This window comes from Paenibacillus sp. FSL R5-0341, assembly GCF_037975235.1.
Classification (GTDB): Bacteria; Bacillota; Bacilli; order Paenibacillales; family Paenibacillaceae; genus Paenibacillus; species Paenibacillus amylolyticus_A.
Genome location: NZ_CP150241.1, coordinates 1,483,839 through 1,498,087, shown reverse-complemented (window position 1 = coordinate 1,498,087; position 14,249 = coordinate 1,483,839). Strand labels below are relative to the sequence as shown.

Genomic DNA, 14,249 nt, shown 5'->3' with positions numbered 1-14,249 from the left:
TCTTTTAACCAAAAAATTCAGCTTCAATTCAGCTCATTTTCTATTGTAGGAAAAGCGATATCAAATGTAAAGGAACCTTATTAGACAGAATAAGGAGAACGACGGAGCATATGGGAGGAAAACTTTGTACAGTTTTTACTGTACAAACATTATGTACTGTTTATTCGGTTGCTATACGGGGTAAGTATTGTTAGAATACAAAACGTTACCCAGAAAGACGGGAAGCGAAGCAACAACTACCGGATTTCGTGGCTGGGCGCATAAGTGTATGGGCTTATGGATGCTGAAAGCCGTTCGAAGTGCACAACACATCAGAAGGGGTGAAAACATGACCATACTTGAAGTGAAAAACGTAAGTAAATTGTTTGGACCCCAAACCGAGCAAGGTCTGCAATTACTGGAGCAAGGTTGGGGTAAAGAAAAGTTGGCCAAAGAAAAACAGATAACGGTTGGTGTCAACCGGGTCAACATGGACATTAAGGAAGGCGAGATTTTCGTTATTATGGGACTGTCCGGGAGTGGTAAATCCACACTGGTTCGGATGTTCAATCGTCTGATTGAACCAACATCTGGAGAAATTCTGGTCCATGGTAAGGATCTACGTAAGATGAACAAAGAACAATTGCGCGAAGTGCGCCGGAAAACGATCAGCATGGTCTTCCAGAAGTTTGCGTTATTCCCGCACCGTACCGTTCTTGATAATGTGGAGTATGGATTGGAAATACAAAAAGTAGATAAGGAAGTACGCCGCGAGAAGGCGAAAACCTCACTTGAGCTGGTTGGCCTTAAAGGCTGGGAAGATAAAATGCCAGATGAACTCAGTGGCGGGATGCAGCAACGTGTCGGCTTGGCCCGTGCACTTGCCAATGACCCGGAAGTACTCCTAATGGATGAAGCCTTCAGTGCACTTGATCCATTGATTCGCCGTGATATGCAAGATGAGTTGATCGAGCTTCAGGATAAAATGAAAAAAACCATTATTTTCATTACCCATGACTTGGACGAAGCGCTGCGCATCGGCGATCGTATTGCCCTCATGAAAGACGGCGCAGTCGTGCAGATCGGTACACCGGAAGAAATCATGATTCAACCGGCCAACTCATATGTGGCCCGCTTCGTCGAAGACGTGGATCTGTCCAAGGTCCTTACAGCATCTCACGTAATGCGTCGTCCTGAAACAATTACGCTTGACCGTGGTCCTCGTGTTGCCCTCGAATTAATGCGCGAACGTGGTATTTCCAACCTGTTTGTCATTGACCGTTCGAAAAAATTGCTTGGTGTCATTACAGCTGAAGATGCAACTCGTGCCATGCGCGAAAACAAAGTATTGAACGACATACTGATCACGGACGGGCCGACGGTGTCGCCTGAGACTCTGATTCATGAATTGTTCGAGATCGTAAGTTCTGCCCATGTGCCGCTCGCTGTTGTTGGTGAGAATGGCCGTCTGCAAGGTGTTATCGTCCGCGGTGCCCTGCTGGGTGCGCTTAGCGGTGAAGTTGCAGTAAAGGAGGAACTTGTGAATGATTCCCAAAATACCACTCGCATCGTGGATTGAATCCATCGTTGACTGGATGAGCTCCTCGCTCTCCGGATTGTTTAAAGTTATCTCTGTTGTTATTCAGGAAGTGGTCGGATTCTTCTCCGGGCTGTTCATGTTGCCACATCCACTCCTGTTCATTGCAATATTGGGTGTTCTTGCGTTCCTCGTAGGTCGACTCCCACTGACACTATTCACGGTTATCGGGTTCTTGCTCGTAGATAACTTGGGGTACTGGTCCCAATCCATGGACACACTCGGCCTGGTTATCACTTCAGGATTGGTTTCGATCCTGCTTGGTGTGCCTGTCGGAATCTGGCTCGCATACAGTAAAACTGCGGCGCGTATCGTCACACCGCTACTTGACTTCATGCAGACAATGCCTGCATTTGTCTACTTGCTGCCTGCGGTTACATTCTTTAGCCTCGGTGTCGTTCCAGGTGTTATCGCATCGGTTATATTCGCGATTCCACCAACGATTCGTCTGACTCACCTGGGTATCAAACAGGTATCTGGCGAATTGGTTGAAGCAGCCGACGCATTCGGTTCAACTTCCATGCAAAAGTTATTCAAAGTACAGCTTCCACTCGCTTTGCCTACCGTGATGTCCGGTATTAACCAGACGATCATGTTGTCACTGTCCATGGTTGTTATTGCATCCATGATCGGTGCACAGGGTATTGGTGCGGAAGTATATCGTGCAGTAACACAGCTGCAAATCGGTAAAGGTTTCGAAGCCGGTCTCGCTGTTGTTGTACTCGCGATTGTGCTGGACCGTTTTACACAAAATCTGTTTATGCCAGGTCGCAAAAAGACCTCACGCATTACAACGAAGCAAAAAGCATGGATCACTGCTGCAGCAACATTCCTTGTGTTAGTAGCTGGTTTCTCACAATACTTCGTTGGTGGTACGACTTCCGCTGGTGGCAACAATTCAGCAGCCAATGCTGTAGGTCAAGAAGTGAACTATCAGATTATTGGTATCGATCCAGGGGCTGGTATCATGAAGTCCACAGCTAAAGCGATCGAAGACTATAAACTAACTGATTGGACCCTCATTGAAGGTTCTGGTGCAGCGATGACTGCTACATTAGACAAAGCCATCAAAAATGAAGACCCAATCATTATTACAGGTTGGACTCCGCACTGGATGTTTAACAAATATGATCTAAAATATCTGGAAGACCCTGAGAAATCTTTCGGTGATGCTGAAGAAATTCATACCATTGCCCGTAAAGGTCTGAAAGAAGATCACCCTGTTGCGTTTGAATTCCTATCCCGTTTCCAATGGACATCCGATGAAATGGGTGAAATGATGACTGCCATCCAGGATGGCACATCCCCTGAAGAAGCAGCGAAAGCTTATGCCGAAAAACATGCCGATCAGATCGCTGAGTGGACCAAAGGTCTGACTCCAGTGAACGGTGATGCGTTCAAACTGAGCTATGTGGCTTGGGATTCCGAAATCGCAAGTACCAACTTGCTGAAATATGTGATGGAAAACGACTTGGGTTATAAAGTTAACGCTCTGCAAGTCGAAGCCGGACCGATGTGGACGGGTGTTGCCTCAGGTGACGTAGATGCCTCTCCAGCAGCTTGGCTGCCATTAACACACGCTGACTACTGGGAACGTTACAAAGACCAGGTGGACGATCTGGGTGCCAACATGACGGGTGTACGTACAGGCCTTGTGGTTCCTAGTTACATGACTGAAGTTAACTCGATTGCAGATTTGGAGACAGGTGCGACTTCTTCCTCCACTCCATCGGCAAGTGCTAATGTGGGCGAAGAGGTGAATCACCAAATCGTTGGTATTGATCCAGGTGCAGGTCTGATGAAGGCTACTGCAAATGCTATTGAGCATTACGAATTGTCTAATTGGAATCTGATCGAAGGCTCTGGAGCAGCGATGACGGCGTCGCTGGACAAAGCTTATAAAAATGAGGAGCCCATCATCGTTACGGGTTGGACTCCTCACTGGATGTTCAATCAGTATGATCTGAAGTATCTGGACGATCCAGACTTAATTTTCGGCGATGCAGAGGAAGTTCACACGGTTGGACGTAAGGGAATCAAGGAAGATCATCCCGTTGCCTATGAGTTCTTCTCTCGCTTTAATTGGACTGCGGATCAGATGAGTGAAATCATGACTGACATTCAAAAGGGCGTTTCGCCTGAAGAAGCAGCCAAGACTTATGCTGAAAAACATCCAGACCAGATTAAAGAATGGACTACCGGGTTAACTCCTGTTAGTGGTGATAATCTACGTCTTGGTTATGTGGCATGGGACTCTGAAATTGCGAGTACGAACCTGATGAAGTATGTGCTTGAGACGGATCTGGGTTATACCGTCAAAGCCCTACAAGTCGAAGCTGGTCCCATGTGGGCAGGCTTAGCAGCAGGTGACATCGATGCTTCTCCAGCCGTTTGGCTCCCGCTTACACACGGGGATTATTGGGAGACGTATGGTGACCAGATTGAAGATATTGCTGTAAGTATGACCGGAGTCAAACAAGGTCTGGTTGTTCCAACTTACATGGATATCAACTCCGTTGAAGATTTAAAAGATAATTAAACCAGATTGAGATGGATAAACCTGAATTTGGTAAAAAAAGACCACCGAAATTTTTCGGTGGTCTTTTTCTTATGGCTATGTTTTTTTCAGACATGCTAATTTGATTGGGTATTCAATCTTAGTAATACTGCTACCTTAAGCATTCACACGCTTTTTTCCATTCAACGCTTCACACATATCCGCTTACTTCGCTCTTGAACCCTCTATGTAGATATTACTTGGTGAGTTCGATTATTTCCAACAACTATCCGATCAGCAACAGTAGTACACCAATGACAATCATGACAACACCGAGAATACCATATACCACTCTTGCTCCCTGCCGTCCAATGGTCTTCACAAAAATTCCTGCTCTAAAGCTCTTCATAAACCAGTCCCAGTTGTTGATTCCTCCGAGCAAACTAAAAATTCCTGCCGCTATGGCAAATAGTGCGATTAAAACGGGTTGATCTTGCATTTCTTCAACACTCCTTCAATATAATCCTGTCTACTATACCTTCACTTAGTGAAAATTAACAGGCATTAATTGGGCGTATCTCAAAACTCGCTGAAGTGCATCTTTCACCGCCTTTTCGCCCCCTGCTGCGTCACTTTCCCTTGACGTGCCCCGGCACGCCTGCAGAAAACTTCCTTGCTTGGAACGAAAATTCGGCAAAATCTACTTCCTTCGGAGTTTTCAGACACGCCCTAGAAAAAAACAGCTTGCAGATGGAAGTCTGCAAGCTGTTCTGTTACGTCTGTATTATACGTTTTATTGCTTTTGCAACTCGCTTGCCGACAATAGCAGAGTCACCACTTCAGCACGGGTTGCTTCCGCGATTGGGTTAAACATATTCTTCCCTGTTCCCTTCACCAGTCCTGCATCATATGCAGCAGCGATATATGGAGCAGCCCACGCCGGTACTTTATCTGCGTCCGCGAAACTCAGTACCGGATTCGACTGTACCGGGAGACCGAGTGCTCTGACGAGCATAACTGTCATCTCTACCCGTGATACTTTGCCTGATGAACGGAACGTATCATCCGTATACCCACTGATGATGCCTTGATCGACTGCTTGAGCAATAAAGGATTGTGCCCATACAGGTATTCCCGCAGCATCCTTAAACGTCAATGCCTTGTTGCTGGCCGGAAGTTCAAATGCTCTGCCCAACATCACAATGAATTCGGCGCGTGTCGCTGGTGCATTCGGACGGAAATTACCATCCTGATACCCGTTCACAATTCCCCGGGAAATGGCCTGCTCAATAGCAGCCGCAGCCCAATGATTTCCGATGTCCTTAAGGTCTACAACCGGTGTGGTTGGATTAGGAGTTCCTCCATTACCCGGAACGGTTGGCGTAGTTGGGTTCGTAGGATTGGTTGGTGTAGTCGGTGTGGTTGGAGTTACAGGTGTAGTAGGTGTTGTAGAACCTCCACCACTGCCCGGATTACTTCCATTATTCCCGCCACCATTACCAGGATTGCTTCCATTACCGTCCCCCGGAAGTGGTACTCCCTTCAAATCCGTACTGCGTCCTTCCGTTTTTTGATCAACTGTACCTACACGGTCCAGATGTTCATGGAAGATTTCATAATCGACCAGATTCAATTCGTAGAATCGATTATCATCTTTTGCTGTTCTCATAGCACGGTAGAAGTCTCCACCGTTAGCCATAAATGAATTGGTAGCGACGATATAGTACCCGTTCGGATCGATATCCGAGTACGTACCATCTGCATTCTTAATCTGAACTTTGACCACACGTTGACCGACTTGGGTCACAGTGTTAGTGGTGGCATCAATTTTTTCGCCTGGTTTGGTGGAATCGTAGTAGAACCGCATTCCTGCCACTTGCGGGAAGCGCCCTTCTCCTGTTTCCACACCACTAACGCCATTTTCCAGCGCGGCTGTGATTTCTTTGCCTGTCATTTTCAACGCAGACAGATTATTAGCGAATGGCATCACAGTCAGGAGATTGCCCAGCGTAATATCCCCTATCTGGAATGAAGCACGAATGCCACCCCCGTTCTGGATCGCCACGTATCCTTTGACGTCGTTTTCCTGCACAATGGATTTCACTTTCTCCAGCATACCGTCTGTCATCAGGTTTCCTAAGTTGGTTTCCTGTTTCCGCACAGTGCCACGTTCTCCATCCAGGAAGACATTCGTTTTACCGATAATCGTTTTCTTGAACTTTTCCAACTGAGGAGCATATTCTTTCAGCTTGTTTGCAGCTTCCACATCATCAGCATAGATGAATTGGTTGGCAGTATCTTTCGCATCCAGACTCAACAATTTGCCGTTCCACTTCTTCAATATACCGGCTTCATCAAACGTAACATCCAATTGACCAAGAGAAACGTCATATTCCCCGGTTTGCACAACCAATGTTGGCTCATCTTGGCTGCCCACAACAATCGGTTCCTTCAGAATGGTGTGTGAATGACCACCTACCACAATATCGATCCCTTCTACGGCTTCTGCCAATTTGAGATCCTCTGAGTAACCAAGGTGAGTCAAAGCAATGATTTTATTGATACCTTCATTTTGCAGCATCTGTACAGTTGCTTGTGCACTTGCCTTATAATCTACAAACTTCAAGTCATCTCCCGGTGAAGAAAGAGATACCGTGTCCGGTGTCGTCAGTCCGAAAATACCGACTCGCTCACCATTCACTTCCGTAATAATCGCCGGATAGATTTCGGCTTTCTCACCCGGATCACCGATGCTATTGTTGTACAAACCACTCAAGCTCGCATCTTTTGAGTAATCAATATTAGCACTCACGAACGGGAATTCTGCTTTTTCAATAAATGCTTTCAGTACGCTTGGACCTTTATCAAACTCATGGTTACCAAAAGTCATGGCATCATATCCGATCATGTTCATGAACTCCAGATCAGCCAGACCGTTAAACAGATTGAAGTACAATGTACCAGAGAATACGTCCCCTGCATCCAGCACCAGGGTATTATCATTGCGCGCTTCCTTAATTGCTGTTACTCGGCGCGGAATGTTATCCAGATGCGCATGCGTATCATTCGTGTGCAGTACGCGCAGGTTGAAGTCCCCTTCTTCCACCGGATCTCCAATACTTAATTGTGCGAGCAGTGGATCATGGTCGCTCACCCGTCCATCCGCTGTCTCAAAATCGGCATTCACATGTACCACTTCGATGGATGCCGTCTCAGTCAGGTTTTTACTCACCAGAATGTGATCCAGTGTCTGAGAGTTTCCATCATAGATGTAGGAATACCGCTGATTTTCTGGCAGTTCGTTTACCAGATTGTCCAGTTCATTACCTTCAACAATATTCAAAGTATTTGAGAATTGGAAGTCATTAAAATCACCGAGAACAGCGACATTGACCTCAGGGTCTTTGTTCAGTAACTCCTTCACAAACCCATTCACTAACGCAGCTTGCTTCGCACGTTGAACTTCACTGCTTCGAGTCGCAGGCTGTATGCTTCCAAAAGGTTTCAGGTCTCCACCTTTGGAATTGAAGTGGTTGGCAATCACCACTACACGTTCACCATTGAATTCGAATTCAGCGGCAAGCGGCTTGCGGGAGCTAGCGAACGCCTCATCCCCTGGTGCAATACGACCCGGATTATTGGAGAGACTGCCGTCAGCTTTGACTGTGATCGCCGTCGTAGCATTTCCTTTTCCGATACCAGTAGCCAACGATACACGGTTCGATTGATAAAGGAATCCTACACGAATATTGGCACCAGGTGCCCCGCCATCCTTGTTATTTTCCGGAGAAATCTCACTATATCGATATGTTGGTCCGTTGTTCGTTTTGATTGCATCAATTAGAGTCTGAAAACTCTCATTGGCAGCTGTTGTGCCCGTGTCGGCATCGCCATCGTTATCCTGAACTTCCATAATGCCAATGATGTCTGGCGTGTTCAGATTATCTACGATGATTTTGCCGATTTTATTGGCTCGTGTTGCATCTTTTTTGCTAAAGTTCTCCACATTAAACGTGGCAATGGTCAGTTTATCTGCCGCTTGTTCAATGGAAGTAGTCGCTTGTTTCGTTTCTCCCGGGATGACTGCTGGCAAATTCCCTTCAGGACTCACCTTAAAATTGCCGCTAGAATATGTCATTACTCCGATTACATTACCATCCAACTTATCGCCTGTTTTTACTGCTTTGGAAGGTTTTTTACTGATAAATAAACGCTGCGGATTGAGATCACTCTCATTCATATCTTTCTTGTTATCGGTCAGAATAACACCACCATTAGGTGTGCGAAGTGGATTATTCTCACCATTATTTACAACAACGGCCAGACCCGGTTGACTAGAGTAAGGACCTATAATTTCAGGCTTTTCCAGTTCAACACGCATGCCTTCCAAACTTTCAAAAAAGTCTATCGCATCCGTCTCGGGATTAAATTCTGCAAAAGAGTCCGAGTCAATGACTGTTGGAATGATACGTCCATTGACACCCAACTTCACAGGTGCAGGTAGGTCAACTTTATCTAGCACTTTTACAATGGTATTTGCCGTAATTTGCGTGGTGGTTAATTCGTTAACCGCCCCATATTCCGTAACTTTGCCGGATACCTTCACCTGGTTGCCAACGATAACCCCATGACTCGGCTTATACACTTGAATGGCTTCGGAGGTTCGAACATCATCGTCAATTTCACCTGGAAGCTCTTGCATGTAAAAACTGCTTGTACTGACGGAAGTAACAATACCTTCGATATCCTTAACATCGTATCCGTTAAAAACAGAGGTATGTCCAGCGCCCTGAATATCATGGATACGCAGGTTTTCTTTATCAGGAAGTACTTGATACGTAAAGGTGTACACTGCACTGGATTGTCCATTAAGAATGGCAACCGCCTTGATTACGATGTCTTGATCAATCACTAATGGGCTACTATACACGGTGGAAGAAGAAGTAGGCTCTGTATTATCCGTTGTGAAGTGTACAATCGCGCCCTTGGCTGGAGAGGTTAATGTGACTTCATTGTTTCGGGGAATCCCGCCGGATGGAACACTTGCCATCACAGACAGGCTATTTTCTACAACATCTGCGGCTGTTCTAGGCAAAATCTCTAAACCGTAATTACTGTTGAAGGTCAGAACACCTTGCACATATTCGTAGGTTTTGCCGACAGTTAGCGCGGTAGGCGAGTTTTTGGCATAAATCGTTATCTCAGCACCATGACTATCCGTAGCGTAGAACGTCGAACTACTGCCCCGTGTTACCTGAATATCTCTTACTTCGACAAACATTCCCTCATACTTTTCGCCCGGACCTTTATTACTTTGGTCTGCTGGTCTGACAAAGTCTGTGGACACCATATTTTTGGGTCCGGGAAGTGTTACATTTTGCTCATTTACCTTCATGTATCCTTCGGTAAAACCTGACTTATCCTTCTCGATCTGGACGAGTCCGCTGTAGTGGGTAATTGGACCATACACTTCAATGCGATCCCCCACGTCAACTTGATTCTTCGCTCGGACTACAATGCCAGCCTCTTCGTCCTGAATATAATAATTCGTAAATTCTCCGGAGAGTTCACTGTACGTTACGACACCTGAAACGGCTACATTTGTATTTGGTGCAAGGACTCGCGCATCAGCAATGGATATGATTCCAGTCCCGTCTGCTTCCTGCACTTCTGAGTTATCCGTCTCAGCTGGTTCCTCACTTTCAGTTCCATCCAAATGATCATCTTCGTTACTCGGTGACTCTGTCCCCTCCGGGTCTGGCGATTCTTCGGTTGAGACAGCATCCGGTGTGGAGGTCTCCTGATCACTTGTTTGCGGCTGTTCCGTTACTACACTTTCCTCATCAGCATATACAGTGCTACTTAATCCACCTATTGGTGCTGCACCTGTAACGACAAGAACGAAAACCAGAAACCCTTGCGCCCAACGTTTCACTTGCTTGTTGTTCATTCGTCCTACCCCCATGTTTTCAACTTGGCAATCATTTGTTCAGACAGCTTGTACATTAGTTCAAATATAAGATAACTGAATAACAGACTGGTGTAAACAATATTTCTTCGTTATGAAAGAAAATAGAACATGTACATTACAAAAATAAAATAAATCATATCATTTTCTTTCAAATAGGACTAATTATAGGTCCTAAATGCGACTTTTTGAACCTTATATCTCCCGTTCCTGTGCACAAACAACTAATTAGCGTCAGTTAAACTAACACAATGTTGTGTGCTATATCTTCTTTCGACATTTTGTGATAACACCTATGACTCCATTCATGATAAAAAATCCAACTTAAGTCTTACAAATTAAATAACCATAATCACAAACATGCGACGATCAGGATTGATCGCCGCATCTTTATTTTGAGATTAACCTACAATTATTTCTTCACCGTACTGTTATATTGCGCAATCTTGTCTGTAATTTGTTTGGCTGCGGCATCCAATGCTTCCTGTGGTGTACCTTGTCCATTCAGGACCGTTTCAATCGCTCCTTCGACAAGTTGTCTGGCTTCTGGGAATACACCCATTAATGCCCCGGATGTTGCTGTCGAATCCGCGGAAGCGTGCAATTGATCGACTGCTGTCTGGAATTGCGGGTACTTCGCCATATTATCCTTTAATACTTGCTCATTGTAAGCTGCTGTCGTAATAGGGAAGTATCCTGTCGCAACACTCCAATTTGCTTGTACCTCTGGTGTAGCCAAGTATTTGATGAATTCCCATGCCGCTTGTTGTTGTGCTTCTGATTTGTTATTCATAATGTACAAGCTTGCTCCACCCACCACAACGCCGCCTTCTTTGGCATCCGCTGGACGAGGCAGGAAGCCTGTTCCCAGTTCAAACTTGCCACCTGAACCTTCTACGATTTTACGCAGGCCAGCCGTGGAATCGAGGGTCATACCGATTTGCTGTGCTGTAAATGCTGCTGTCGTATCGTCTGTGCTACGTCCCAGATTGGAGAGGGTTTTATCATCAATCATCTTTTTCCACCACGTTAATGTCTTCACTCCAGCTTCGGAGTTCAACATTGACTCTGTAGCTGCTTCTGTTCTTCCGTTTCCATTGTTTACATAATCTGCATTCTGGTTCGCAAAGAACTGTTCCATGAACCAGCCGTAGATCGCCATGGATGCTCCTGGCTTTCCGTCTTTCGCAAGTGCTTTTGCTGCTTGTTCAAACTCTTCATACGTCTTCGGCGGGTTCTCCGGGTCCAGACCTGCTGCTTTGAACATATCCTTGTTATAGTACAGAATCGGGTTCGATGTGTTAAAAGGCATCGCGTTCAATTTGCCATCGATGGTGTAGTATCGGATGATGTTTGGCTCCAGTTGGGACAGGTCGAACTGATCCTTGTCAATGAACTGCTGTACTGGCGTAATCATGCCCGAATCGATCATGAACTTGCTACCGATCTCGTAGACCTGGATAATGTCAGGACCGCTGTCTGAGCCCATGGATGCTTTGAGTTTGTTCAGACTCTCATCGTACTTCCCTTGATAGATGGGTTTAACCTGAATTTCCGGATGGCTAGCGTTAAAGTCGGAAGCGAGTTGATTAATGGCTTTCTCCCCTGCGCCAGACATGGAATGCCACCACGTCAATTGTGTTGTTTCAACGGCGGCCGCTTCTGCTGGTGCTCCACTCGCCGGGCTGCTTGTTTCTGCTTTCGTTCCGCAAGCGGAGATGACCAACATGAGTGCAGCCAGCATTAATGCAAATGTTCCTCTTTTTTTCAAACGAAATCCGTTCATAATCGCTCTCCTTTTATATGGCTCGCTTGCAATAAAATCTTGGGGATGACGCGGTGTGGCCGTTACGGTTACGAATCGTTCTTTTGATCGCTGTTATCCCCGGATTTCTTTCATCCCCTTTCAAAGGGGGAAATCCGGGGATAAAGGCGAACGCTTTGCTTCTTCAGAATCGATTTCGTCCCCTCCACTACTACCGTCGTTCATTTCAACATTTTATTTGAAGCACGAGCCTCATTTTATTCGCTCCTGGTATCCAAACCTTAGACCTTGTACGAAGATACAAGGTTTAATTCAAAACCTCTAAATCAAAATCTTTAGATCAAAATCTTCAGAGCTTCCACTTCAATAAATAGTTTCAAAACCTTACTCCTTACCCCTTCAGCGCGCCTGCGGCCATTCCGCGGACAAGCTGTTTCAACCCGAAAATCAATAGCAGTAAGGATGGTAGAATGACCATCGCTGTTCCGGCAAATACCAGATTCCACGCTGTGGATTCCTGGAACTCCAGCATCGAGATTCCGATCTGTGCGGTTCTCATTTCCGGTGTGTTTGTCACCAGCAGCGGCCAGAGATACGAATTATACATACTTAAGAATGAATAAATTGCCAGTGTTCCAAGTGCCGGACGGGACAATGGCAAGACGTGCGATATGAAATATCGAATATGACCACAACCGTCGATCCTCGCCGCCTCGAACAATTCCTTGGGTAGTTGCATGAAGAACTGTCTCAGCAGGAATGTACCAAACGCAGTTGCCAGAAACGGCACCGTAAGCCCTTGATAACTATCCAGCCAACCCCAACTGCGAACTGTCAGGTAATTTGGAATCATCGTTACTTCCCATGGAATCATCATCGTTGCGACAAACATGCTGAAGATGACGTTTTTGCCTTTGAACTGCATTTTTGCAAACGCATAGGCTGCCATACTCGCTGTAATCAATTGACCAAGCGTCGTCAGTCCTGCGACAAGAAAGGTATTGCCGATAAATCGACCGATCGGAACAATATCGAACACTTCGCTAAAGTTGGACAGATCGATTGAATTTGGAATGATATGCGGCGGATAAGCGCTCGCATCTTCCGGCGTCATGACGGCCATAAAAAAGGTGTACATCACCGGATACAGCACAAGCGCTGCACAGATCGTCAGTAATACATACAACAGTGTTTTGGTCCATGTCGCACTCATTGGTAATGCACTTTCCTTTCTACCCATTTGAACTGGATCAGAGTCAGCAGCATAATTACCACAAACAGGATCAGTGCCTGCGCACTACCTGTACCAAAGCGGAAATTAACGAAGGCTTCCTGATAGATGGAATAGACGAAAACATTCGTACTGTCCATCGGGCCACCCCGGGTTAGAATGTTGATCTGACCGAACGATTGAAAAGCGCCAATGATCGATACGACCGTAACAAAGAATAACGTTGGTGACAGTAGCGGCATCGAGATTTTGCGAAACGTAAGTAAGGGTCCTGCGCCGTCAATCTTGGCGCTCTCGTAGATCTCATCCGGGATGCCCGCCAAACCACTGGATAGGATAATGTAGTTGAATCCAAGATTCATCCAGATCGTCATGATGGAAATTGAGATCAATGCCCAATCCGGGCTGGTAAGCCAAGGAATTGGATCGATGCCTACTTTGCCAAGCAGATAATTCAGCATGCCCAGGGTCGGATGGAAAAGAAACTTCCAAATGACTGCTGACGAACCGACGGATAACACCACCGGCAGAGAGAATACAAATTGGAACACACGCATTCCCTTGAATCGGTTGTGGGTCAGTGCAGCCAGAATCAGAGCAGCCAGCATGCCCGTAGGCACTGTAAACAGGACAAATAGCAAAGTCACTTTCATCCCTTGCATAAACAGTCCCGACTGGAACACCGCCTTGAAGTTATCCAGTCCCACATAAGCCGCAATTTGTCCCGTCGGATCTGTGGAATGCAGACTGAGGTACACGGACTTAAACATCGGGTAAAACAGAAACACTGCAAACAAAAGCAGCGATGGTGCCAGGAAACCATAGGCCAGCATATTCTCCCGCATTCGCTGCACACGCAGCGAGACTGTCCGGCGCTCACTCGTACCGGATACGCGCCGTTTGGCGGCGGGCAAGCTGATCCGGTTATCAAGCTCACTCATCGGATTTTCTTCCCCCTTGTTTCACGCATTCAGTGTGTGTGAAATGCTACATCCACTTCAACACCACGTTATCTAGTGTAAGAGTCGAATGTCACAGCAAAATCTGTTCTGAATCAACGTAACGTTAATCATGGACAAGGCTGTTTACGCAAATGTGCATCAATTCGAAAGCGAAATCCAAATCGGATTTCACGACAAAAAACCGCAAGAACTCCCCTGTTTGGAGATGTCCCTGCCGTTTGATGTGTAAATGGAGTATGAACGTTTGTCT

Annotated in this window: 7 protein-coding genes; 2 read left to right on the top strand and 5 right to left on the bottom strand. The window is 46.0% G+C overall.

The window, feature by feature from the left end:
* Nucleotides 1–328 precede the first annotated feature (328 nt).
* Nucleotides 329–1,558 (top strand): glycine betaine/L-proline ABC transporter ATP-binding protein, encoded by a 1,230-nt coding sequence (locus MKX75_RS06590; RefSeq protein WP_076331983.1) that lies wholly within the window; start codon nucleotides 329–331, stop codon nucleotides 1,556–1,558.
* Entirely contained in the window at nucleotides 1,524–4,115 is a 2,592-nt protein-coding gene (locus MKX75_RS06585) for a glycine betaine ABC transporter substrate-binding protein (protein ID WP_062833091.1), read from the top strand. Before MKX75_RS06590 ends, MKX75_RS06585 begins: the two co-directional genes overlap by 35 nt.
* 244 nt (nucleotides 4,116–4,359) lie before the next feature.
* On the opposite strand, the gene MKX75_RS06580 is transcribed toward MKX75_RS06585, so the two are convergent.
* The 5 genes from MKX75_RS06580 to MKX75_RS06560 all read right to left on the bottom strand — a co-directional run bounded on the left by MKX75_RS06580 (nucleotide 4,360) and on the right by MKX75_RS06560 (nucleotide 13,978).
* A complete protein-coding gene (locus MKX75_RS06580) occupies nucleotides 4,360–4,572 on the bottom strand; it encodes an immunity 17 family protein (RefSeq protein WP_047842001.1) in 213 nt (70 codons plus the stop codon).
* A gap of 294 nt (nucleotides 4,573–4,866) precedes the next feature.
* Nucleotides 4,867–10,023, bottom strand: a complete 5,157-nt coding sequence (locus tag MKX75_RS06575) for a 5'-nucleotidase C-terminal domain-containing protein (protein ID WP_339168958.1) — start codon at nucleotides 10,021–10,023, stop codon at nucleotides 4,867–4,869.
* A 430-nt stretch (nucleotides 10,024–10,453) separates the two neighbouring features.
* Nucleotides 10,454–11,827: an ABC transporter substrate-binding protein gene (locus MKX75_RS06570; protein ID WP_339168957.1), complete on the bottom strand. Its 1,374-nt coding sequence runs from the start codon at nucleotides 11,825–11,827 to the stop codon at nucleotides 10,454–10,456.
* 370 nt (nucleotides 11,828–12,197) lie between these two features.
* Nucleotides 12,198–13,019, bottom strand: coding sequence for a carbohydrate ABC transporter permease (locus MKX75_RS06565; protein WP_036669010.1), 822 nt, complete (start codon nucleotides 13,017–13,019; stop codon nucleotides 12,198–12,200).
* Nucleotides 13,016–13,978, bottom strand: coding sequence for a sugar ABC transporter permease (locus MKX75_RS06560; protein WP_062833088.1), 963 nt, complete (start codon nucleotides 13,976–13,978; stop codon nucleotides 13,016–13,018). Before MKX75_RS06560 ends, MKX75_RS06565 begins: the two co-directional genes overlap by 4 nt.
* Nucleotides 13,979–14,249 lie beyond the last annotated feature (271 nt).

What these genes read in the sequence shown, in the direction of transcription:
- MKX75_RS06590 (WP_076331983.1), top strand. Translation starts at nt 329, where the DNA reads ATGACCATACTTGAAGTGAAAAACGTAAGTAAATTGTTTGGACCCCAA.
- MKX75_RS06585 (WP_062833091.1), top strand. Translation starts at nt 1,524, where the DNA reads ATGATTCCCAAAATACCACTCGCATCGTGGATTGAATCCATCGTTGAC.
- MKX75_RS06580 (WP_047842001.1), bottom strand. Translation starts at nt 4,572, where the DNA reads ATGCAAGATCAACCCGTTTTAATCGCACTATTTGCCATAGCGGCAGGA.
- MKX75_RS06575 (WP_339168958.1), bottom strand. Translation starts at nt 10,023, where the DNA reads ATGAACAACAAGCAAGTGAAACGTTGGGCGCAAGGGTTTCTGGTTTTC.
- MKX75_RS06570 (WP_339168957.1), bottom strand. Translation starts at nt 11,827, where the DNA reads ATGAACGGATTTCGTTTGAAAAAAAGAGGAACATTTGCATTAATGCTG.
- MKX75_RS06565 (WP_036669010.1), bottom strand. Translation starts at nt 13,019, where the DNA reads ATGAGTGCGACATGGACCAAAACACTGTTGTATGTATTACTGACGATC.
- MKX75_RS06560 (WP_062833088.1), bottom strand. Translation starts at nt 13,978, where the DNA reads ATGAGTGAGCTTGATAACCGGATCAGCTTGCCCGCCGCCAAACGGCGC.